The sequence below is a fragment of the Streptomyces sp. NPDC107498 genome (genome assembly GCF_055582805.1).
In genome coordinates this window covers 1-21,488 of the sequence record NZ_JBVJPE010000010.1, presented here as the reverse complement: position 1 = coordinate 21,488, position 21,488 = coordinate 1, and the positions used below count along the sequence as shown (strand labels likewise).

Below are 21,488 nucleotides of genomic sequence, written 5' to 3'. Positions count from 1 at the left end.
TGACGTGCGAAAAGAAGGCAAAAAGGTCGTACCCCGGCAGCGGGGCGCCGCACGGGACGCCGGCCCCGGCCGGACCGAGGAGCCCCGGACCGCGGACCGCCGACCCGCGGACCGCACCCGGTCGGCCTCCCGGATCCGGTCCGTCTCCCGAAGCGGCTCCGGCGGGCGGACGCGGCCCGCCCACCGCGGCCACTCCACCGAAGAACGCCTCCGCTACTGGTTCGACACCGTCCTCACCCGCGGCATCGCCGTGCTCTGCGGCTGGCTGGCCCTCGTCTGCCTCGCCCTCGTCGTCCCCCTCAGCACCGTCCTCGTCTGGACCGACCGGCACGCCCCCGCCTCCCTCGGCCCCAGGATCGCCGCCGTGTGGCGCAACACCGGACAGACCATGCGCCTCGGCGGCGAGGTCGGACCCCCGCTGCGCGTCGCCCTGTCCGTCCTCCTCGCCCTCATCGCGCTCGTCTACGTCTCCACCCTGGTCAGCCTCATCACCACCGGCCTCACCGACCGCCTCATCGCCCTCAACCGGGGCCACGCCAGGATTTTGGAGAGCGGGCACACCGTCGTGCTCGGCTGGTCCGAGCAGATCCCCACCGTCCTCTCCGAACTCGTCGCCGCCCGCACCGACCGGCGCCGCCGGATCGTCGCGGTCCTCGCCGACCGCGACAAACCCGCCATGGAGGAGGACCTCCGCGCCTCCGTCGGCGCCTCGGGCCGCACCAGGGTCCTCTGCCGCACCGGCCGGCCCACCGACCCCGCCGCACTCGCGCGCGTGAGCCCGGCCACCGCGGACTGCGTCCTCGTCCTGCCCCGCGACGACCCCCGCGGCGACGCCGAGGTCGTCAAGACCCTGCTGTCCCTCTCGGCGACCGTGGGGGAGACGGCCCCCGTACGCGTCGTCGCCGCCGTACGCGACGACCGCCACCTCGACGCCGCCCGCCTGGCCGGAGGACCCGGCGCCACCGTCCTCGACACGGACGACATCGCGGCGCGCCTCCTCGTCGACTGCGCACGACAGCCCGGACTCTCCCTCGTCCACCAGGAACTGCTGGACTTCGCCGGGCACGAGTTCCACGCCTTCCGGGAACCGGCCCTGTCCGGCCGCACCTTCGACGAGGCCGCCCGCGCCTGTCCGGTGTCGACCGCCGTCGGCATCGTCCACGGCGACGGCACCGTCGCGCTCAACCCGCCCCGCTCCACCCCGCTGCTCGCCGACGACACCCTCCTCGTGATCGCCGAGGACGAGCACGCGACCCACCTGTCGCTCACCCCCACCCCCTACGACCCGACCGCGCTCACCCATGCTCCGCCCGAGACCCCCGGACGCCCCCGGCGCGTCCTCCTCCTCGGCTGGAACCGCCGGGCACCCCGGATCGCCACCCGGCTCGCGAGCCGTACACCGCCCGGCTCGTCCCTCGACGTCGTGGCCGAAGCGGACACCGACGCCCTCACCGGCATCCGGACCGTCGCCGAAGCCGTCGGCGGACGCATGACGGTCCTCCACCGGCCCGGCGACCCCACGCTGAGCGGGACCACGGACGCGGTGGACCCCGACCGGTACGACGCGGTGATCGTGCTCGGCCCCGACCACCGGCCCGGCCACGCCGACCCCGACGACCGGACGCTCGTCACCCTCCTCCACCTGCGGGCCGGGCGGCGGGCGAACGGCCGACGCCTCCCCGTCGTCACCGAGCTGACCGACGACCGCAACCGGCTCATCGCACCTCCCCTCCCCGACGTCGACTTCGTCGTCAGCGGCAGGCTCATCGGACTCCTGATGACCCAGATCTCCCGGAACCCCCACCTCACCGCCGTGTTCGAGGAACTCCTCGCCCCGGACGGCAACGCCCTCCGACTCCGCCCGGCGGCCCACTACGTCCGCACCGGACGCACCGCCTCCTTCGCCACCGTCGCCGAATCGGCCGCCCGCCAGGGCGCCTGCGCCATCGGCTACCGCTCCGCGACCGCCCCCGGCCCGCGCCTCAACCCGCCCAAGGCACACGTCCGTCACTGGCACCCGGACGACCGGGTCGTGGTCATCGCACGGGGCACGCCCCCACCACCGTGAGCGGACGGGGCGCCGCCCGGGACACCGCGCACCGGCCCGGCGACCGGACCCCCGCAACGGGCTGACGGGGCCCTACGCGGCCGGCCCGGAGGGCTTCCTCGCCTCGATCAGGGTCCGCGCGGAGTGCGCCACGAACGGCCCCTCCGCGCGGATCCGCGCGTCGAGCTCGCGCAACCGGGGCAGCCGGTCCTGCACCGTGAACCCCGGCACGATCCAGATCACCTTCCGCAGGAACCAGACGACGGCGCCGATGTCGTGGAACTCCATGCGCAGCCGCTCGGCGCGCACGTCCACGACGTCGAGCCCGGCGGCGCGCGCGGCGGCGGCCTCGTCGTCGGGGCGACGGTGCCGGGCCGCCTCGGGCTGCGGCCCGAGGAACCACTCGACCAGCTCCCACACGCTCGCGGGGCCCACGTGCTGGGCGAAGTAGGTGCCGCCCGGCCGCAGGACCCGCGCGATCTCCGCCCACCACACGGTGGCCGGGTGCCGGCTGGTGACGAGGTCGAAGGCGGCGTCGCCGAAGGGCAGCGGCGGCTCGTCGGGATCGGCGACGACGACCACCCCCCGGGGATGGAGCCGTGCGGTGGCCCGTGCGACGTTCGGCGGCCACGACTCGGTCGCCGCCATCGTCGGCGGCAGCACCGGGACCCCGTCCAGGACCTCCCCGCCGCCCGTCTGGACGTCGAGCCCGGCCGAGGCGGTCGCCAGCCGCTCGCCGAGGAGCCGCTGGTATCCCCAGGAGGGCCGCTCCTCGCTCGCCCGTCCGTCGAGCCAGGAGAAGTCCCAGCCGTCGACCGGGGCGTCGGAGGCTTCCGCGACGAGCTCTTCGAAGGTGCGTGTCATCCCCTCATGATCGCGGGAGCGGGCGGCCCCCGCACCCCTGTGCCCCCGACCGACCCGGCCGCCGGGAACGACCTCCACGGGCGGGGACCACCGGGTCGCACCGCTCGCCGGGCTCCGGCCGCGCCCGGCGCCGCGTTCCCGGGTACCGCACCGTGGTCACGCGCGCGCGTGACGGGCATGGTGGGGGCACCACCGCGGGCGAGCCGAGCGCCCCGACGAGGAACCGGAAGGGACGACGCCCCCATGCCCCAGCAGTACGGCGACTACCAGAACGAGATCTACCTCGACGGGCTCTTCGGCGTCGCACCCGCCCTGCCGATGACCTTCGCCGAGCTGGAGGCGAAGGCGCGCGCGGCGCTGCCGCCCTCGCTCTGGTCGTACGTGGCCGGCGGCGCGGGCGCCGAGCACACCCAGGAGGCCAACGTCACGGCCTTCCGGCAGTGGGGGCTCGTCCCGCGCATGATGGTCGGCGCCGCCGCACGCGACCTGTCCGTCGACCTCTTCGGCCTGGAACTGCCGTCCCCGCTGTTCATGGCGCCCGTGGGAGTGATCGGGCTCTGCGCCCAGGACGGGCACGGCGACCTCGCGACGGCCCGCGCCGCCGCCCGTACCGGCGTCCCCATGATCGCCTCCACCCTCACCGTCGACCCGCTGGAGGAGGTCGCCGCCGCGTGCGGGGACACCCCCGGCTTCTTCCAGCTCTACACCCCCACCGACCGAGCCCTCGCGGAGAGCCTGGTGCACCGCGCGGAGGCGGCCGGCTTCCGGGGCATCGTCGTCACCCTCGACACCTGGGTCACCGGCTGGCGCCCCCGCGACCTCGCCACCGCCAACTTCCCGCAGCTGCGCGGGCACTGCCTGGCCAACTACACCTCGGACCCGGTCTTCCGGGCGCGCCTCGCCAAGACCCCCGAGGAGGACCCGCGCGCCGCCGTCGCGGAATGGGCGGGGATCTTCGGCAAGCCGCTGGTCTGGGACGACCTCGCCTGGCTGCGCTCCCTGACCGACCTGCCGATCCTCCTCAAGGGCATCTGCCACCCGGAGGACGTCCGCCGCGCCAGGGACGGCGGCGCCGACGGCGTCTACTGCTCCAACCACGGCGGACGCCAGGCCGACGGCGGCCTGCCCGCCCTCGACGCCCTCCCCGGTGTGGTCGCCGCCGCCGAGGGCCTGCCCGTGCTCTTCGACTCCGGCGTCCGCACCGGCGCCGACGCCGTGAAGGCCCTCGCCCTCGGCGCCACGGCGGTCGGCATCGGCCGCCCGTACGCCTACGGCCTCGCCCTCGGCGGCGAGGACGGCATCGTCCACGTCCTGCGCTCCCTCCTCGCCGAGACCGACCTGATCCTGGCCGTCGACGGCTACCCGACCCTGGACGCCCTCCGGGAGGAGGGCGCCCTGAGGCCCGTCACGGCGTACGGCGCGCCCGGGCCGCGAGCGAGGTGACGCGGCGGCGCCGCTCCGCACGCATGCGCGTGTGCCGGTCCAGCTCCTCCATCAGCCGGCGGCCGCGGTGATCCGGATCGATCTCGTCGAGGACCCGGTCGATCTCGGCGAGCAGCGCGCCGTACAGCTGCCAGCGCTCCGGATCGTGCGCCGCCTCGTCCTTCAGCAGCCCGGCGGCGTGGTCACGGGCGGCGCGGGCCGCCCCGAGCTCCTCGCCGAGGCGGTCCTCCGCCGTCTCCGCTCCGGAGCTCGAATGCGAGGTGACGAGGTCGGCGAAGCTCACGAGGGTGTCCGCGAGGTGCCGCAGCGTCTCCCGGAGGGCCAGACCCGTCTCCCGGTTCACGAGCGGGGCCCCCTCCCGCTCCTTCGCGAGGTCGGTCAGGGAACGGGCGAGGACGCGCAGCACGACCGCGCAGATCTCCAGGGTGTCGAGGCCCGTGCGCAGCACGATGCGGTGCAGCAGCCCCTCCTTCACCCTCGGGTTCAGCCGGAGGCTGTCCTCCGCCTGCCGCAGCGCCGCGTCGACGTCGGCGACGTCGTTGTCCAGGCGCCGCGCCTCGTGCAGCCGCGCCGCGGCCCGCTCGAAGGGGGCGGGGGAGGCCGCCTCCGGAACCGGTGCCTCCTCGGGCCGCGCATCCGGATCCGCGAGCTCCTCGCCGATGTCCAGGAGCAGCCGGCGCATCCGCCGGGCCAGGTCGACGATCGAGTCGCCGGCGGTGTCCACCCAGACCGGGGGCACGAGCACGACGTTGAAGAGCAGACCCACGACCGCGCCGATCAGCGTCTCCAGGACGCGGTCCCACGCCGTGTCGGTGACCTGCGTGACGCCGAGGACCAGCATCGCGCTGATCGCCACCTCGGGAACGAACTCCTCCACCTTGACGAACCGGCCCACGACCAGCGACGCCAGAATGATCAGCGCGAGACTCCACCAGGTGAGCCCGACGAGCACGCTGAACGCGATGGCGATGAGGACGCCGACGACGACGGAGTTCACCCGCCGCAGGCTCGTCGTGAGCGTCGAGTACAGCGTCACCTGCACGACGAGCAGCGCGGTCAGCGGGGCGGTCAGCGGCGCCGGTTCGGAACTGAGCCGGAGCGCGACGACGTACGAGATCGTCGCGGCGGCGGTGGAGCGCAGGGTCTGCACCACCACCGGGTCCCGCCCCCATCGCTGCCACCACTTCCATCGGCGCCACGGGTGCGGCATGGCGAACTCCTCCTCCGGTGATCGGGAACCTGTCGACGCCTGCCCTCCCCCGGACCATCGAATCGCGAGGCCCGGCCACGAGGACGCGTCGGCGCGCCGGAGATCCCGGTGAATCCTCGCGGTGCCACCGTTCCGTACGGAGCCGGATCCCGTCCGCCGACCGGCCCCCGGATGCCCTGGTGAAGCCCTGCCGGGGCATCCGGTGCCGGGCGCTCCGTGTCCGCTACCGGCCGACCCTTCCGTCGACGCACTCGCGCAACAGGTCGGCGTGCCCGCAGCGGCGGGCGTACTCCTCGATCCGGTGCACCATCAGCCCCCGTACCGCGATCCCGTCCCCGGGGAGCCGCTCACCCGGATCCGGGTGAGCGGCGAGGGCGGCGTCGGCCGCGGCCTGCTCGCGCTCCAGATCGGCGTACGCGGCGTCGACCACCGCTTGATCGGCGACGGCCTCGTCGAAGTCCGCGTCACGCCTGCCGTACACCTTCGGCAGCGGTCCGCCGGTGATCCAGGTGATCCAGTCCCGTTCCACCTCGGCGAGGTGCCGGACCAGGCCGAGCAGCGACATCGTCGACGGGGGGACCGAACGGCGGGCCGGCCGCTCCGGATCCAGGCCCTCGCACTTCATCCGCAGGGCCGGCCGGTAGCGGGAGAGGAAGTCCCGCAGCGTCGCGAGCTCGCCCTCCGGAGCCTCGCCGACGTTCTCGCGGGGGCCGTCGGCCGGGTCCGCCCCCATGTCGGGGCAGACGGTCGCCCGGCTCCACCGTTCGGTTCGATCATCCATGCGCCCCTCCTCGTGCGCGAGGAAGCGGGCCCACCACGGAATCGTCCGGGCCGAGCCGTGCGGCCGACCCGAACGGGGCCGGTCGCCCGCGGGGGCATGGCTCCGTCCACGGACGGCGGCGGTTCACTCGTCACGGTGGACTCGGGCCGAGGCGCCGTCCGCGTCCGCCGGGCCTCGGGCACCGTGACTCCATGCACGCCCGCCGCACGACGTTCCTGCTGCTCATCGCGCTCCTCGCCACCGGATGCGTGGCCGTCCCGCACGGTTCCGCCCCACTGCCGGCGACCCGCCCCGGCGGGCTCGCCCCGGCCGCGGACCGGCTTGCGGCCCCGCTCCCCACCTGGCCCGCGCCCACGGAGCCCGCCCCGCGCGAGGTCCTCGCCCCCACCGATCCCCGCCCGGCCCCCCGGTCGTCCCGGAAGGCCGCCGAGGAACCGGTCGCCGGCCGTCCGCTTCCTCCCGAGGAGGCCGGTCACCGCCCGCGCCCTCCGGCGGCCGGGCCCGGGAAGCCCGCGGACAGGAAGCGCGCGAACGGCGGACGCGCGGACGGGAAGCGGACGAACAGGAGGCCCGCGCACGACGGGCCCGGCAGGCGGACCCCGCCCCGCCCCCGGCACGGCCGGACCGTCCCGCCCCGCCCGCACCCACGGACGGACCCCCGCACGCCCGAGATGCGCCGCCTCTGCCGCCAGGGCGAGGACGTCCGGGCCCCCATGGGCGCGGCCGACCTCTGCCGCGGCCTGTACGGCGGCTGACCGCCGTACGGTTACCGCCGGGCGAACTCCCAGGCCTCGATGTCGCGGTACCGGATCGGACCCGGGCCGCGGCCGTAGTCGCTGCCGACGAGGTGGAGGCGCTCGGTGGCCCATCGGCGGCCGGCGAAGCCGGCGAGTCCGGCGGCGGCCTCCGGCACCGACGTCGGATCGTCGCGGCGGGCCCGGGCGAGCGTCAGATGGGGGCGCAGCGGCCGGTCCTCGAAGGGGATGCCGCACGCCTTGACGACGGCCCGCACCTCGGCGGCGAGCCGGTGCAGCCCGTCCAGGTCGCCGTCGATCCCGCTCCACAGCACCCGGTCGTCGAAGTGCCCGCCACCGCGCAGCGCCAGCTCCACGGGGCCCCGCGCCGCTGCGACCCCCGCCAGCGGCGGCCGCAGCAGGGGGACGGTCTCCACCGGGAGTTCCCCGAGGAACGCCAGGGTGATGTGCCAGTCCTCGATCCGGTTCCACCGCATGCGCGGGTACGCCTCGTAGGCCGGGCGCAGCTCGCGCGCCAGCTCGTCCTTCGCGTCGTCGGGCGGGGCGAGCGCGACGAACACGCGCACGGTCGCGGTCCGCGCCCCGTCGTCGTCACCGGACTCCGTCACCTGCCCGGGCGCCTCAGCCATCGTCCGTACCCCGCCCGCCGTCCGTCCCGCAACCGTCGGAGGCGAGGGTACGCGGTGGTCGGGGGCGGGGAGGGGCCGGGGCTCAGCGGCCGTCGTCCGTCGTGCCGTGCGGGGTTCCCGGCTCCGGCGGTTCCGGGAGCGGCCCGATCGGCTGGTCGGGGTCGAGCTTGAGGCCCAGGCGCGGGGTGGCGCCCGCGAGCAGGCCCCAGAGGGCGTCGCTCAGGAAGTGGGTCAGGTCGTCGAGGGAGCTCCGCGACTCGGGGTGGGCGGCCCACTGGTTCACCACCCCGTCCACCAGGCCGACCATGCCGAACGCCAGGTTGAGGTTGAACCCCCTGGGCGCCGCCTCGCCGTCGAGGAACCGCTCGGCGTACGTGTCCAGGAGCCGGGCGAGGTGGAGGGCGACGGCGGTGCGGGTCCCCGCGACCGCGCGCGAGCCGGCGGCGGGCTGCCCGGGCGAGCCGGTGCCGAGGAAGCGGTGGAGGTGGGGGTGGAGCGCCACCCAGCCCACGTAGGTGGCCGCGGCGAGCTCGATCGCCTCCCGGATGGTGCCCCTGGGGTCCAGGGCGGGGGACAGGGCGGTCATCAGGTCGTCGGTGATGCGCGCGCGGATCTGTTCGTCGAGGTCCTCCCGGCTGCGGAAGATCCGGTAGACGACGGAACGGGGCATGCCGGCCTCGGCGCCGATCGCCGCCACGCTGACCGTCGTTCCCTCACGGCCGATGACGGCGAGGGCCGCGGTGAGGACCTGGTCCCGGCGTTCGGCACGGTGGCCGGTCCAGCGGGTGTCGCGGCCGTCGGGGCGTCCGTCGTTGCGTGTGTGTCTGTCCTCGGCCACGGCGTGGATCGTACCCGGCGGCGGGGACGAAGCCGGGCGAGAGGGGTGGCGCAGGACACGTTACCGCCGGTACCCTGGACGCGCTGACACAGGTAAATTCCGGGGCCTGGGGAAGAACGCCCGCCGGTGCGACCGGCAGGGGAGGGGACGGACATGGAGAACCGGCACGTCGACGTGCTGATCATCGGCGCGGGGCTGTCCGGCATCAGTGCCGCCTGCCACCTGCTCGCCGGAAACCCCGGAGCCACGTACGCGATCGTCGAGCGGCGCGCCGGGATCGGCGGCACCTGGGACCTGTTCCGCTACCCCGGCATCCGCTCGGACTCGGACATGTACACCTTCGGCTACGGCTTCCGCGCCTGGCACGGCACCAAGGTCCTCGCCGCCGGTCCGGACATCCGCCGCTACATCCGGGCCACCGCCGAGGAGCACGGCGTCACCGGGCGCATCCGCTTCGGCCACCGGGCCCTCCGGGCGGACTGGTCGAGCACCGAAGGCCGTTGGACCGTCGAGACCCTCGACGAGGCCACCGGCGAGACCCGTCTCCTCACCGCCCGCTTCCTCGTCGGCGCCACCGGCTACTACGACCACGACGCCGGTCACCGCCCCGAGTTCCCCGGCGAGGAGCGCTTCCGCGGCACCCTCGTGCACCCGCAGCACTGGCCCGAGGACCTCGACCACACGGGCAAGCGCGTCGTGGTCATCGGCAGCGGTGCCACCGCCATCACCCTCGTCCCCGCGATGGCCCCCGAAGCCGCCCACGTCACCATGGTCCAGCGCTCGCCCACGTACGTCCTGGCGCTCCCCACGGACGACCCCCTCTCCGTCCTCCTGCGCCGGCTGCGCGTCCCCGCCGCGCTCGTCCACCGGGTCGGCCGCACCCGCAACATCGCGATGCAGCGCGCCCTGTACGCCCTGTGCCGCAAGGCCCCCCGCCTCATGCGCACGGTGCTCCTCGGCGCCGTGCGGGCACGGCTCGGCAAGAGCGTCGACATGCGCCACTTCACCCCCTCGTACAAGCCCTGGGACCAGCGGTTGTGCGTCGTGCCCGGCGGCGACCTCTTCACGACGCTCAGGAGCGGCCGGGCGTCCGTCGTCACCGACCGCATCGAGACGTTCACCGAGACCGGCGTCAGGGTCGGGTCCGGCGAGGAGATCCCCGCCGACATCGTCGTCACGGCCACCGGCCTGCGCGTGCAGCTCGCCGGCGGCATGGAACTCGCGGTCGACGGAAAGCCCGTCGTCACCCGCGAGCACCTGCTCCACAAGGGCGTGATGCTGGACGGCGTCCCCAACCTGGCGATGATCATCGGCTACACCAACGCCTCCTGGACGCTCAAGGCCGACCTCGCCGCCGCCTACGTCAGCCGGCTCATCGCCCACATGGACCGCCACGGCCTCACCACCGTCACCCCCGTCGCCACCGAGGCCGACCGCTCCTCCGTCTCCGTCATGGGCGAGTCGCTGACCTCCGGCTACATCGCCCGCGGCGACGCCGTCATGCCCCGCCAGGGCACCCGCGACCCGTGGCGGATCCGGAACGACTACTACCACGACCGCCGCGCGCTGCGGCGGTCCCCGATCGAGGACCCCGCGCTCCGCTTCGACACCCTGCTCAGCTCCGGACAGCCGACCGCGAGAGACCGAGGACGACGATGACCAGCGTGCAGAGTTACCACGAGAGGCTCCGGACCCTGTCCGAGGCCTCGGTGCACATCCACTTCGACGCGTTCGCCGACATCGACTGGGACCACCCCGACTTCGCCATCGACCCGACGGACCCCCGCTGGGTGCTCCCCGCGGCCGACCCCCTGGGCGGCCACCCCTGGTACCAGGAACAGCCGTTGGAGGTCCGCACGCGCATCGGCCTGTGGCGGTACGCCAACATCGTCAAGGTCGGCATGCAGTTCGAGAACGTCCTCATCCGCGGGGTGATGGACTACCTCTTCGCCCTGCGCAACCAGAACCCGGAGTTCCGCTACCTCACCCACGAGGTCACGGAGGAGTGCCACCACACCCAGATGTTCCAGGAGTTCGTGAACCGGGCGGGCGCCGACGTGCCCGGCGGGCGCCGCTCCTTCCGGGTGCTCAGCCGCTTCCTGCCCCTGGCCGGCTCGCTGGTCCCCGAGTCCTTCTTCACCGGCGTCCTCGCCGGCGAGGAGCCCATCGACCACCTCCAGAAGGCGATCCTGCGCGGCGGCGAGGACATCCACCCGCTGATGCGCCGGCTCATGCAGATCCACGTCGCCGAGGAGGCCCGGCACATCTCCTTCGCCCACGAGTTCCTGCGCGTCAAGGTCCCCGGCTACGGCCGGGCGCGCCGGGGCGCGCTCTCGGTGGCCTTCCCCGTGATCATGCGGGTGCTCGGCGACGTCATCATGGTCCCCGACCGGAGGGCCGCCGAGGCGATAGGCGTGCCCCACCGGGTGATCAAGGACATCTTCTGGAAGTCGCCCGACGGCGAGAAGATGCTCCGCGACCTCTTCTCCGACGTGCGGATGCTCGCCGAGGACATCGGCCTGATGAACAGGGCCTCCCGGCGCGTGTGGAAGGCGCTGCGCATCGACGGCCGCCCGTCCCGCCATCGCGGCGAGCCCGCCCCGCACGCCGCCTGACGCGGCCGATCGAGCGAGAGCCCGCCGTCCCGGCGGCCCCGTGAACGGAGAGCCATGACCTACGTCGTCACCCGGTCGTGCTGCGCCGACGCCTCCTGCGTCCTGGCCTGCCCGGTCAACTGCATCCACCCCGCCCCCGGCGAACCGGGCTTCGGACAGACCGAGATGCTGTACGTCGACCCCCGCACCTGCGTCGACTGCGGCGCCTGCACGACGGCCTGCCCGGTGGACGCGCTCAAACCGCACACCCGGCTCACCGAGGCGGAACTGCCGTTCCTCGAACTCAACCGGGCCTACTACGACGCGCATCCGCACGAGGACCGGGCACCCATGGCCGTCGTGCCCCCGCAACGCCGCACCGACACGGCCGGGTTGCGGGTCGCCGTCGTCGGCGCCGGGCCGGCCGGACTGTTCGCCGCCGACGAGCTGCTCCGGCACCCGGGCGTCACCGTCACCGTCCACGACCGGCTGCCCACCCCGTACGGGCTCGCCCGCGCGGGAGTGGCCCCCGACCACCAGGACACCCAGCAGGTCGCCCGGTTGTTCCGCGCCGTCGAGAGCCAGCCCGGCTTCTCGTACCGGCTCAACACGGAGATCGGCCGCGACCTGCACCACGAGGACCTGGTCCGCGACCACCACGCCGTCGTCTACGCCGTCGGCGCGGCCACCGACCGGCGGCTCGGCATCACCGGCGAGGAACTGCCCGGCAGCGCCTCCGCCACCGACTTCGTGGCCTGGTACAACGGCCACCCCGACCACAGCGCCACCTCCTACGCCCTGGACGGCGAACGGGCCGTCGTCATCGGCAACGGCAACGTGGCCCTGGACGTGGCCCGCGTCCTCACCGCCGACCCCGACGCCCTGGCCCGCACCGACATCTCCGACCGGGCGCTCGCCGCGCTGCGGACGAGCCGCGTCCGCGAGGTCGTCGTGCTCGGGCGCCGCGGACCGGCCGAGGTCGCCTTCACCCTGCCGGAACTGCTCGCCCTCGCCGCGCTCGACGGCGTCGACGTCCTCGTCCAGGGGTGGCCGGCCGACGTGCCCGCGGACGCCACCCCGAAGACCGCGGTGCTCGCCGAGCTGGCCGCCCGGGCCCCCGTGCCGGGGCGCCGCCGCATCGTCCTGCGCTTCCGGACCCGGCCGGTCCGGTTCCTCGGTGACGACCGGGTGACCGGCCTGGTCGTCGAGGCGGCCGGGGACGTGGGGGCGGCGGGGCCTGCGGAGACGGCCGGGGCCGTGGAGACCATCGAGGCCTCGCTCGTCCTGCGCGCGATCGGCTACCGCGCACGGCCCGTCCCCGGCCTCCCGTTCGACGGGACGACCGGCACGGTGCCCCACCTGAGGGGCAGGGTCCGGCCCGGCGTGTACGTGGCCGGCTGGATCAAGCGCGGCCCCGACGGGTTCATCGGCACCAACAAGTCCTGCGCCCGGGAGACCGTCTCCGCGCTCCTCGACGATCTCGAAGCCGGCCTGCTCACCGCCCCCGTCGACGGGGCCCCGGCGACCGACGGGCACCCGGAGGCCGTCGGCCTCGACGGCTGGCGGGCGATCGACGAGGGCGAGCGGGCGGCGGGCCGCCGCCAGGGACGCCCCCGCGTGAAGATCGTCGACAGGCAGGAGCTGCTCGCCGCCGCGCGCTCGGGGAGCCCGTACGGGCGTGGCGCGCCGCCGCGCGCCTGGGGGAGGCCCTAGGAACGGAGGAAGGCGCGGACTCCCCGGGAGACCGCGTCGTCGCCGAGCAGCGCGTTGTGGTCGAGGCAGCCGGCGCCGTCGTTGACGGCGCCGGCCAGCGGCACGCTGTCGTCGGGGTCGACGACCTCGTCGCAGTTCGACCGCCAGGTGGCGTGGCGCACGGCCCGGGCGTCTCGTCGCCCTTCGCGAGCTTCTTCTGGACGTAGGAGCCCGGGGTCATGTCGCGGCAGGCCTGGTCCCACAGCGTGCACGCCCACGCCGTGCCGGTGCCGTGGTTGGGGCCGGCGAGGGAGACCCCACGCCGGGGCCGGCGTCGTACCCGTGGACGAACACGACGGGGGCGCGGGCGGGGGAGCCGGGCGCGGGCGTCCCGGCCCGCACGGGCGCCACCGACGGGAACAGGGACGCGACGACGGCGATCGGCGATCCGGCTGCGGAGTCTCGACGTGCCTTCCCCCACGAGGAGTTGCGCGCGAGTGGTCAGGAGCATGGTGGGGGCTGAGGGGCCGGATGAACAGCCCTCCGCGCGGCCCGGTCCGCCCGGCGCAGGACTCCCGGCGGAGAACTGATGTCGTCCCAAGGCTTGTCAGTGCAATTTCACATTACTATGTTACAGCGCACACGGTTCGATGAACGTCCGTCATACGCCGTGCGAACCGGACCAGTTCGCGAACGCATCCCCGAACCAACCCCCCTCACCAGCAGGAGTCCTGTTGTCCCTCCACCGACGCGTGCGCTCTTCCCTGCTCGCCTCCGCCGTCACGGTCACCCTCCTCGCCTCCGCCGGCCAGGCCACCGCCACCGCCACGGGCGCGGACGACCGATCCGCCCCGGCCCCCGCGCTCGGCGCGCCGGGCCCACAGGCACGGCCGGCGGCCAACCCCTTCGACGAGGTCGAGCACCGGGCGTCCGCCCCGCGCACCACCTTCGGCCCCGCGCCCGCCCCCGGCGGCCACGCCGCCGGCCGCGTCCCCGGCCGGGCGCCGGCCGCCACCGCGCGGTCGCTCGCCGCGGCCGCCACCGGCACCACCGCCGCCGGCGTCCCCTGCACCCTCGACGGGATCACCGGCCTCGCCCCCGAGCGGTTCGCCGACTTCCTCGCCGACCCGGCGGTCACCGCCGACGGCTGCCTCCGCGGCCTCATATGGACCTGGGACGCCCGGCTCGCGCCCGTGATGTCCGACGCCCACGTCCAGGCCGTCGCCCGCCGGATATCGACCCTCGCCGCCTCCCACGACGGACGGAACACCTCCCACCTGGAGGAGATGTTCACGTACCTGCACGCCGTCGCCTACCACGACTTCTCGCGCGACGAGATCGACGCCACCGACGCGCCCACGGTCGACGCGATCCGCCGGGCCGTCGCCGACTTCGGCGCCGCCGCCCACACCTTCGACGTCACGAAGACCAACGCGAACACCCTCCGCGAAGCGCTCTACGCGGCCAGTTCCCCCGGCCTCCGCCAGCACCAACTCGGCCTCGTCAAGCGGGTCCTGGCCACCATGGACCCCGCGCACCCCGCGACGAACCTCGACCCGGCCTGGGCGGGCGCCGCGCTCGCCGGCCTCTCCGTCAACTACCTCGGCGTCTACCCGGGCAACCAGGACGGCGCCTTCCACGCGGCCGTCGCCGCCGACCCGGCCTACCGCGCCACCTTCAAGGCCTTCGCGGGCTACCGCCACCTGAAGGGGACCGCCAACGCCTGGGTCGCCCGCGACGCCCTCGGCGAGTACGGCCGCTTCGGCCAGGTCGACGGCCTCAGGGACGGCGTCGTCGCCGACCTCGGCGCCACCCTCACCACCGTCGTCGACGCCTTCGGCCGCGGCAGCGAACAGTGGGCGAAGGTCGTCTCCTGGCTCAACACCTACGAGGCCTGCAAGCCGTACGGCGTGTGCAAGGAGGACATCGAGAAGCAGCTCTTCCCCTACGCGTACAGCTACGACAACGGCGCCATCAAGGTCCGCACCGCCCTCGACCGGGCCACCGTCGACCAGCTCTACTACGCGAGCAAGCAGGTCAAGGCGCAGTACCACCGCGTCCTCGGCACCGACCGGCCGCTCGCCGGCGACCCCAACACCACGCTGAACGTCGTCCTCTACGCCTCCCGCGCGGACTACGAGAACTACCACCCCATCCTCACCGGCATGGGCACCAACAACGGCGGCGTCTACATCGAGCGCGGCGCGACCTTCTACACGTACCAGCGGCGCGTCCCCCAGGACTCCTCGCTGACCCTGGAGGAGCTCTTCCGCCACGAGTACACCCACTACCTCAACGGCCGCTGGGCCGTCCCCGGCTTCTTCGGCGAAGGCCCCTGGTACCAGGGCGACCGCACCACCGCCATGGACGAGGGCACGGCCGAGTTCTTCGACGGAGCCACCCGCGACAACGGCATCGCCGTCCGCAGGTCCCTCGTCCGCGGGATCATCAACGACACCGCGGGCGGCGGCCCCCGGATGAACCTGCGCCAGATCCTCAACGCCACCTACGACGGCGACGGCTTCCGCTTCTACAACTACGCGGGCACGTTCTTCGAGTTCCTCTGGACCGAGAAGCCCTCCCTGCTCCGCGAGATGTACACCCACCTGCGGGCCGACGACGTGGCGGCGTACGACGCCTGGCGCAACCGCCTGGGCTCCGACGCCGGCCTCCAGCGCGACTACGACCGCTTCCTCGACGCGCAGATCGCCAAGGTCGACCAGCTGTACGTCCCCGACACGAGGTACACGCCCAACGCCCAGCTGCGCGACGCGGACCTCGCGTCCGTGAGGTCGTCCTTCGCCACCGCCACGTACAACACCCCCGACTGCGTGGAGAACGGCGAGCCCGGCAAGCGCCGCTTCCTGTGCACCGGGCGGATCACCGCCAACCTGTCCGACTCGACCAGCGCGGACCGGAACTTCAAGGACATGTCCGAGACCGTCGACTACTTCATCCTGGACCGCGCCGGCGCCGCCTCGAACAACCTGGCCGACATGAACTGCAGCTTCGGCCCCGTCGAGGTCTGGTCCACCAAGGTCGCGGGCACGTCGAGCTACAGCTGCGAGGGCCCCCTCCGCAGCTGACCCCGCCCCACCGCCCGGGCCGGTCCTTCCACGGGGAGGACCGGCCCGGCACCACGACCCCCCTGGAGGCCGCACTCCGTGAGCACCGTCCCGCACCCGGTCCGCACCACCGACTACCACACCGCCGGCGAGCCCTTCAGGATCGTCGACGAGGACCTGCCCCCGATCCCCGGCGACACCGTCGCCGAGCGCCGTGCCCTCGCGTCCCGGCTCGGCCCGCTCGACGAGCTGCGCCGCCTGCTGGTACGGGAACCACGCGGACACTCCGGCATGTACGGCGGGTTCGTCGTCCCGCCCGACGACGACGGCGCCCACTTCGGCGTGCTGTTCTGGCACAAGGACGGCTACTCCACCGCCTGCGGCCACGGCACGATGGCCCTCGGCGCCTGGGCTGTCGACACCGGCCGCGTCCCGGCACCCGACGACGGCGACGTCCCCGTGCGCGTCGACGTGCCCTCCGGGCGCGTCACCGCGACCGTGCACCGCGCGGGCGGCCGCACCACGGGCGTCACCTTCCGCAACGTCCCGACGCGCGTCCTCGCCCGCAAGGTCCCGGTGCCCACCGCGTCCGGCACCGTCGAGGTCGACCTCGCCGACTCCGGCGCCCGCTACGCCTCGGTCCCCGCGCGCGCCCTCGGCCTCGACACCGGCCGGGCCTCCCTGCCCGCGCTGGTCCGGGCCGGGCGGGAGATCCGCGCCGCGCTCCCCGGGCACGACCTGTACGGCGTCGTCCTGTACGACGAACTGCCCGACACCCCCGCCGGGCCGCACCAGCGCAACGTCACCGTCTTCGCCGACGGGCAGGTCGACCGGTCGCCCTGCGGATCGGGCACCTCCGCCCGGCTCGCCCTGCTCGGCGAGGACGGGCGCCTCGGGGCCGGGGACGTCCTCACGCACGAGTCCGTGGCCGGCACCGTCTTCACCGGCCGCCTGCTGCCCGGCGGCATCACCGAGGTCACCGGAGCCACCCACCGCACCGGCACCCACACCTTCGTCCTCGACCCGCACGACGACCTGGGAACGGGGTTCCTGCTGTGACCGCCGTGCCTCCTGCGCCCGCCACGACCGCGGCGTCCGCCACGACCGCCGTGACGGCCACGACCGCGGCGTCCGCCACGACCGCCGCATCCGCCACGACCGCCGCGACGGCCACGACCGCGGCGTCCGCCATGAGCGACCTGCTCCTGATCGACGCCCCCGCCGTGACCCGCCTCCTGACCCCGGCGGCGACCGCCGACGTCCTCGCCGAGGTCCTGCGCGCCGGATTCGACCCCGAGACCGCCCCGCCCCGTACCGCCGTCCCCGTCCCGGCCGGTGAACTCCTGCTCATGCCCGCGGCCTCCGGCGCGTACGCCGGCGTGAAGATCGCGGGCGTGGCCCCCGGCAATCCGGCCCGCGGCCTGCCCCGCATCACCGGCTCCTACCTGCTCCTCGACGGCGCGGACCTCCGGCCCCTCGCCCTCCTCGACGGCGCGGCCCTCACCGAGCTGCGCACCCCGGCCGTCTCCGCGCTCGCCGTGCGCCGTCTGACCCCGGACGACCGGCCGTTGCGCCTCGTCCTCTTCGGCACCGGACCCCAGGCGTACGGTCACCTGGAGGCCGTCCTCGCGGTGCGCGAGCTCGCCGAGGCGGTCGTCGTCGGGCGCGATCCGATCGGCGCGCGGGCCCTCGCCGGATACGCGCGGACGCTCGGCGTGCCCGCCCGCGCCGGGACGCCCGACGACGTGGAGGGGGCCGACCTCGTCGTCTGCTGCACCACGGCCCGGGAGCCCCTCTTCGACGGCGCCCGGGTGGCTCCGGACGCCACCGTCGTCGCCGTCGGTTCGCACGAGCCGACGGCCCGGGAGACGGACACCGCACTCGTGGTCCGCGCCGAGGTGTACGTCGAGGCGCGCTCGGCGGCGCTCCGCGAGGCGGGGGACCTGCTCGTCCCGATGGCCGAGGGGGCGATCCGCGAGGACCACGTCGCGGGCACCCTCGCCGACCTGGTGAACGGCCGTGTCCCCTCCGGGCGGCCACGGTTCTTCAAGAGCGTGGGCATGGCCTGGGAGGACCTCGCCGTCGCCGGTGCCCTGTACCGCGCGGCCCGCGGGGCATGAGGGATCGTCAAGGAACCGCGTTCCGCGCGGGTCTTGGCAACCGCAGTGCCATGTGAAATATTACTGCTGTGCCCACGAGAAACACCTCGGACGTCATCGTCGTCGGCGCCGGCGTCGTCGGCGCGGCCTGCGCCCACTACGCCGCCCGGACCGGCCTCTCCGTCACCGTCGTCGACCGCGGTCCCGTCGCCGGCGGCACGACGGGATCCGGCGAGGGAAACCTCCTGGTCTCCGACAAGGAGCCGGGACCCGAGCTCGAACTCGCCCTGATCTCCACCGCGTTGTGGCGGGAGCTGGCCGAACGGCTTCCGCCCGGGGTCGAGTACGAGGGCAAGGGCGGCCTCGTCGTCGCCTCGGACGAGCCCGGGATGCGCGCCCTGCGCGCGTTCGCGACCCGCCAGGAGAAGGCGGGCGTCGCCAGCCAGGAGGTCCCCGAGGACCGGCTCCACGACCTGGAGCCGCACCTCGCGCCCACCCTGGCGGGCGGCTTCCACTACCCCCAGGACGCCCAGGTGATGCCCGCCCACGCGGCGGCCCGGCTGCTGCGCACGGAAGGCGGGAGGATCCGGCTGCGCCTGGGGGAGGAGGTCACCGGTCTCCTCACCGGCCCGGCCGGGGAGATCCGCGGCGTACGGACCGCCGCCGGCGAGATCCACGCCCCGTACGTGGTCAACGCCGCCGGCACCTGGGGCGGCGCCCTCGCCGCACTCGCGGGCGTCCACCTGCCCGTACTGCCCCGCAGGGGCTTCGTCCTCGTCACCGAGCCGCTCCCGCGGGTGGTGCGCCACAAGGTGTACGCCGCCGACTACGTGGCCGACGTCGCCAGCGGTTCCGCGGCCCTCCAGACCTCCGCGGTCGTCGAGGGCACCCCCGCCGGTCCGGTCCTGATCGGCGCCAGCAGGGAACGCGTCGGCTTCGACCGGACGCTCTCCACCGAGGTCCTGCGCCGGCTCGCCGCCGGAGCCACCGCGCTGTTCCCCGTCCTCGGCACCGTACGGGCCCTCCGCACCTACCTCGGCTTCCGTCCGTACCTGCCGGACCACCTGCCCGCCGTCGGACCCGACCCGCGCGTCCCCGGCCTGCTCCACGCCTGCGGCCACGAAGGGGCGGGCATCGGACTCGCCCCCGTCACGGGGCGGATCGTCGCCGCCTGCCTGACCGGTGACGAACCGCCCCTCGACATCCACCCGTTCCGGCCCGAACGCTTCGACGACGCCGCACCCGCCGCACCCTGAGGCGCACCCCCACCGTCACGAGAGGAGGGCCCGTGGCCCGCACCCCCGCCGACCTCGTCGGCGCACGGCCCGATCCGCCGTTCGAGATCACCTTCGACGGCCGCCGCGTCACCGCCCTGCCGGGCCAGACCCTCGCCGCCGCCCTCTGGAGCGCCGGCATCCTGGCCTGGCGCACCACCCGGGACGGCGGCCGGCCGCGCGGCGCCTTCTGCGGCATCGGCCAGTGCTACGACTGCCTCGCCACCGTCAACGGCGAACCCAACCGGCGCGCCTGCCTGGTCCCGGCCCGCCCCGGCGACGCGATCACCACCCAGGAGGGACACGGCCATGACCGCCTCACCGTCTGATCCGGAGGCGCGGCGCGAGCCGTACGACCTCGTGGTCGTGGGAGCGGGCTCCGCGGGCCTCGCGGGCGCCGTCACGGCCTCCGAACTCGGGCTCTCCGTGGCCATGGTGGACGCCTCGGCCCAGATCGGCGGACAGTTCCACCGGCACCCGGCGCCCGCCCTGGGAGCCGGGCGCCCCGAGGCCCTGCACCACGACTGGTCCGCCTTCACCGACCTCCGCCGACGCCTCGCCGCGAGCGGCGTCACCCATCTCGCCGGGCACCACGTGTGGTCCACGGTGAAGGAGGGCGACGGCACCTGGACCGTGCACGCCGTCACCGGCACCGACGCGGCCGCCGAGCGACCCGCCCGGATCCGGGCCCGGGCCCTGCTGCTCGCCACCGGCGCGTACGAACGCCACCTCCCCTTCCCCGGCTGGACCCTGCCCGGCGTGGTGGGGGCGGGCGGAGCGCAGGCCATGCTCAAGTCCGGCCTCGTGCTGCCGGGCCGCCGCGTCGTCGTGGCCGGCAGCGGTCCCCTGCTGCTCGCCGTCGCCGCCTCCCTCGCCGCCGCCGGCGCACGGGTGCCGGCCGTGGTCGAGGCCGCCGACTACCTCCGGTACGCCCGCAGCCCCCTGGTCCTCCTCGCCAACCCGGCGAAGGCGGCCGAAGCGCTGTCGCACGGAGCCGCGCTGCTCCGGCACCGCGTCCGCGTCCGGACGCGCAGCGCCGTCACCGAAGTGCACGGCACCGACCGGGTGGCGGCCGTCACCGTCTCCCGCCTCGACGCCGATTGGCGCCCCGTGCCGGGGACGGGCCGCCGGATCGCGTGCGACGCCCTGGCCGTCGGCCACGGCCTCGTCCCGCAGATCGAACTGGCCACGACCCTCGGCTGCGCCACCCGGCGGCTCCCCGACGGAACCCTGGGCCTCGCCCTGGACGACCTCCAGGAGAGCTCGGAGCCCGGCCTGTGGGCGGCGGGCGAGACCGGGGGAGTCGGCGGTGCCCGACTCGCGCGCACGGAAGGCGAACTGGCCGCGCGCGCCGTCGCCGCGCGGCTCCTCGGCCGCCGCGTCGACGCGGACCGGACCGCCGGACTGCGCCGTCGCCGGGACCGGCTGCGCGCCTTCGCCGACGTGATGTCCACGGCCCACGCCCCGGGTCCCGGCTGGCAGGGCTGGCTCACCGACGACACGGACGTGTGCCGTTGCGAGGAGGTCGCCGCCGGACGGATCCGCGAGGCGGTGGCCGAGCTCGGCGCGCGGGACGCGAGGACCGTCAAGCTGCTCACCCGGGCCGGCATGGGCTGGTGCCAGGGACGGATGTGCGGGACGGCCGTCGCCTGCCTCGCCGCGCGCGGGGGCGCTCCCGAACCGCCCGCCGAGCGCCGCCCGTTCGCCGTACCGGTCCGCCTCTCGACGCTCGCCGGGCTCGACGGGGAGCCGGCGGATCCACACCCCCAGGGGCCCTGAGGGGAGGGGCCCGCGCGGGCCCCTCTCCTTCGCCCTTCTATAAAATGTCACACGCTACAGAAAGGTCATCGCCATGACCACCACCTCCTGGAACACCGACCGCCCCTGGCGCGGGATCATGGTCGCCACCACCCTCCCCTTCCGCGAGGACCTCTCCGTCGACCACGACGCCTACGCCGAACACGTCGCCCGGCTGATCGCCGAGGGCTGTGACGGCGTCGTCCCGAACGGCTCCCTCGGCGAGTACCAGACCCTCACCGACGCCGAGCGCGCCCAGGTCGTCCGTACCGCCGTCGAAGCGGCCGGCGACGGGGCCAGGGTCATGCCCGGCGTCTCCGCGTACGGCAGCGCCGAGGCCCGCCGCTGGGCCGAGCAGGCCGCCGAGGCCGGCTGCGGCTCGGTCCTGCTCCTGCCGCCC

The 21,488-nt window shown here is 74.9% G+C and carries 19 protein-coding genes; 13 read left to right on the top strand and 6 right to left on the bottom strand.

What is annotated here, in order from left to right; translation table 11 throughout:
- Positions 1–4 precede the first annotated feature (4 nt).
- On the top strand, positions 5–2,068 hold the full coding sequence (locus ACZ66Z_RS18945) for a CASTOR/POLLUX-related putative ion channel (RefSeq protein WP_469935311.1): 2,064 nt from the start codon (positions 5–7) through the stop codon (positions 2,066–2,068).
- Positions 2,069–2,140: 72 nt separating this feature from the next.
- Here the strand turns inward: ACZ66Z_RS18945 and ACZ66Z_RS18940 are convergent, their stop codons facing one another.
- Positions 2,141–2,911, bottom strand: coding sequence for a class I SAM-dependent methyltransferase (locus ACZ66Z_RS18940; RefSeq protein ID WP_469935309.1), 771 nt, complete (start codon positions 2,909–2,911; stop codon positions 2,141–2,143).
- A gap of 243 nt (positions 2,912–3,154) precedes the next feature.
- On the opposite strand from ACZ66Z_RS18940, the gene ACZ66Z_RS18935 reads away from it, so the two are divergent.
- Entirely contained in the window at positions 3,155–4,354 is a 1,200-nt protein-coding gene (locus ACZ66Z_RS18935; protein WP_469935307.1) for an alpha-hydroxy-acid oxidizing protein, read from the top strand.
- Here the strand turns inward: ACZ66Z_RS18935 and ACZ66Z_RS18930 are convergent.
- Complete coding sequence (locus ACZ66Z_RS18930; protein ID WP_469935305.1) at positions 4,317–5,564, bottom strand: FUSC family protein; 1,248 nt, start codon at positions 5,562–5,564, stop codon at positions 4,317–4,319. The genes ACZ66Z_RS18935 and ACZ66Z_RS18930 overlap by 38 nt on opposite strands.
- A gap of 223 nt (positions 5,565–5,787) precedes the next feature.
- Positions 5,788–6,345, bottom strand: coding sequence for a mycothiol transferase (locus ACZ66Z_RS18925; protein WP_469935303.1), 558 nt, complete (start codon positions 6,343–6,345; stop codon positions 5,788–5,790).
- A 191-nt stretch (positions 6,346–6,536) separates the two neighbouring features.
- Here ACZ66Z_RS18925 and ACZ66Z_RS18920 point away from each other — a divergent pair, with 191 nt between their 5' ends.
- On the top strand, positions 6,537–7,100 hold the full coding sequence (locus tag ACZ66Z_RS18920) for a hypothetical protein (protein ID WP_469935301.1): 564 nt from the start codon (positions 6,537–6,539) through the stop codon (positions 7,098–7,100).
- A gap of 11 nt (positions 7,101–7,111) precedes the next feature.
- Here ACZ66Z_RS18920 and thpR read toward each other — a convergent pair whose 3' ends face one another.
- Together thpR and ACZ66Z_RS18910 are read right to left on the bottom strand one after the other, a co-directional pair.
- Positions 7,112–7,729, bottom strand: a complete 618-nt coding sequence (thpR, locus tag ACZ66Z_RS18915) for an RNA 2',3'-cyclic phosphodiesterase (RefSeq protein WP_469935299.1) — start codon at positions 7,727–7,729, stop codon at positions 7,112–7,114.
- An 82-nt stretch (positions 7,730–7,811) separates the two neighbouring features.
- A complete protein-coding gene (locus ACZ66Z_RS18910) occupies positions 7,812–8,567 on the bottom strand; it encodes a TetR/AcrR family transcriptional regulator (RefSeq protein ID WP_469935297.1) in 756 nt (251 codons plus the stop codon).
- Between the two features lie 153 nt (positions 8,568–8,720).
- Between ACZ66Z_RS18910 and ACZ66Z_RS18905 the strand changes: the two genes are divergently transcribed.
- The 3 genes from ACZ66Z_RS18905 to ACZ66Z_RS18895 are packed head-to-tail and all read left to right on the top strand — an operon-like array spanning position 8,721 to position 12,874.
- On the top strand, positions 8,721–10,226 hold the full coding sequence (locus ACZ66Z_RS18905) for a flavin-containing monooxygenase (protein WP_469935295.1): 1,506 nt from the start codon (positions 8,721–8,723) through the stop codon (positions 10,224–10,226).
- Positions 10,223–11,182 (top strand): AurF N-oxygenase family protein, encoded by a 960-nt coding sequence (locus tag ACZ66Z_RS18900; RefSeq protein ID WP_469935293.1) that lies wholly within the window; start codon positions 10,223–10,225, stop codon positions 11,180–11,182. Before ACZ66Z_RS18905 ends, ACZ66Z_RS18900 begins: the two co-directional genes overlap by 4 nt.
- 54 nt (positions 11,183–11,236) lie before the next feature.
- Complete coding sequence (locus tag ACZ66Z_RS18895; protein WP_469935291.1) at positions 11,237–12,874, top strand: FAD-dependent oxidoreductase; 1,638 nt, start codon at positions 11,237–11,239, stop codon at positions 12,872–12,874.
- Here ACZ66Z_RS18895 and ACZ66Z_RS18890 read toward each other — a convergent pair.
- Complete coding sequence (locus tag ACZ66Z_RS18890) at positions 12,871–13,035, bottom strand: hypothetical protein (RefSeq protein WP_469935289.1); 165 nt, start codon at positions 13,033–13,035, stop codon at positions 12,871–12,873. The genes ACZ66Z_RS18895 and ACZ66Z_RS18890 overlap by 4 nt on opposite strands.
- Positions 13,036–13,587: 552 nt before the next feature.
- Between ACZ66Z_RS18890 and ACZ66Z_RS18885 the strand changes: the two genes are divergently transcribed.
- From ACZ66Z_RS18885 to ACZ66Z_RS18855, 7 genes are all read left to right on the top strand, one after another.
- Complete coding sequence (locus ACZ66Z_RS18885) at positions 13,588–15,939, top strand: collagenase (RefSeq protein WP_469935287.1); 2,352 nt, start codon at positions 13,588–13,590, stop codon at positions 15,937–15,939.
- Between the two features lie 78 nt (positions 15,940–16,017).
- Positions 16,018–16,977 carry a proline racemase family protein gene (locus tag ACZ66Z_RS18880; RefSeq protein ID WP_469935285.1) on the top strand — a complete coding sequence of 320 codons (960 nt, stop codon included), beginning with the start codon at positions 16,018–16,020 and terminating at the stop codon, positions 16,975–16,977.
- 131 nt (positions 16,978–17,108) lie between these two features.
- Positions 17,109–18,038: an ornithine cyclodeaminase family protein gene (locus tag ACZ66Z_RS18875; protein WP_469935728.1), complete on the top strand. Its 930-nt coding sequence runs from the start codon at positions 17,109–17,111 to the stop codon at positions 18,036–18,038.
- A gap of 68 nt (positions 18,039–18,106) precedes the next feature.
- A complete protein-coding gene (locus ACZ66Z_RS18870) occupies positions 18,107–19,273 on the top strand; it encodes an NAD(P)/FAD-dependent oxidoreductase (RefSeq protein ID WP_469935283.1) in 1,167 nt (388 codons plus the stop codon).
- Between the two features lie 32 nt (positions 19,274–19,305).
- Positions 19,306–19,620, top strand: coding sequence for a (2Fe-2S)-binding protein (locus ACZ66Z_RS18865; RefSeq protein ID WP_469935281.1), 315 nt, complete (start codon positions 19,306–19,308; stop codon positions 19,618–19,620).
- Positions 19,601–21,070, top strand: a complete 1,470-nt coding sequence (locus tag ACZ66Z_RS18860) for an FAD/NAD(P)-dependent oxidoreductase (protein ID WP_469935279.1) — start codon at positions 19,601–19,603, stop codon at positions 21,068–21,070. The genes ACZ66Z_RS18865 and ACZ66Z_RS18860 overlap by 20 nt, the downstream gene beginning before the upstream one ends.
- A gap of 73 nt (positions 21,071–21,143) precedes the next feature.
- Positions 21,144–21,488: dihydrodipicolinate synthase family protein (locus tag ACZ66Z_RS18855; protein ID WP_469935277.1), on the top strand; the 345-nt coding region annotated here is incomplete at its 3' end.

What these genes read in the sequence shown, in the direction of transcription:
- ACZ66Z_RS18940 (WP_469935309.1), bottom strand. Translation starts at nt 2,911, where the DNA reads ATGACACGCACCTTCGAAGAGCTCGTCGCGGAAGCCTCCGACGCCCCG.
- ACZ66Z_RS18935 (WP_469935307.1), top strand. Translation starts at nt 3,155, where the DNA reads ATGCCCCAGCAGTACGGCGACTACCAGAACGAGATCTACCTCGACGGG.
- ACZ66Z_RS18930 (WP_469935305.1), bottom strand. Translation starts at nt 5,564, where the DNA reads ATGCCGCACCCGTGGCGCCGATGGAAGTGGTGGCAGCGATGGGGGCGG.
- ACZ66Z_RS18925 (WP_469935303.1), bottom strand. Translation starts at nt 6,345, where the DNA reads ATGGATGATCGAACCGAACGGTGGAGCCGGGCGACCGTCTGCCCCGAC.
- ACZ66Z_RS18920 (WP_469935301.1), top strand. Translation starts at nt 6,537, where the DNA reads ATGCACGCCCGCCGCACGACGTTCCTGCTGCTCATCGCGCTCCTCGCC.
- thpR (WP_469935299.1), bottom strand. Translation starts at nt 7,729, where the DNA reads ATGGCTGAGGCGCCCGGGCAGGTGACGGAGTCCGGTGACGACGACGGG.
- ACZ66Z_RS18905 (WP_469935295.1), top strand. Translation starts at nt 8,721, where the DNA reads ATGGAGAACCGGCACGTCGACGTGCTGATCATCGGCGCGGGGCTGTCC.
- ACZ66Z_RS18900 (WP_469935293.1), top strand. Translation starts at nt 10,223, where the DNA reads ATGACCAGCGTGCAGAGTTACCACGAGAGGCTCCGGACCCTGTCCGAG.
- ACZ66Z_RS18895 (WP_469935291.1), top strand. Translation starts at nt 11,237, where the DNA reads ATGACCTACGTCGTCACCCGGTCGTGCTGCGCCGACGCCTCCTGCGTC.
- ACZ66Z_RS18875 (WP_469935728.1), top strand. Translation starts at nt 17,109, where the DNA reads ATGAGCGACCTGCTCCTGATCGACGCCCCCGCCGTGACCCGCCTCCTG.
- ACZ66Z_RS18860 (WP_469935279.1), top strand. Translation starts at nt 19,601, where the DNA reads ATGACCGCCTCACCGTCTGATCCGGAGGCGCGGCGCGAGCCGTACGAC.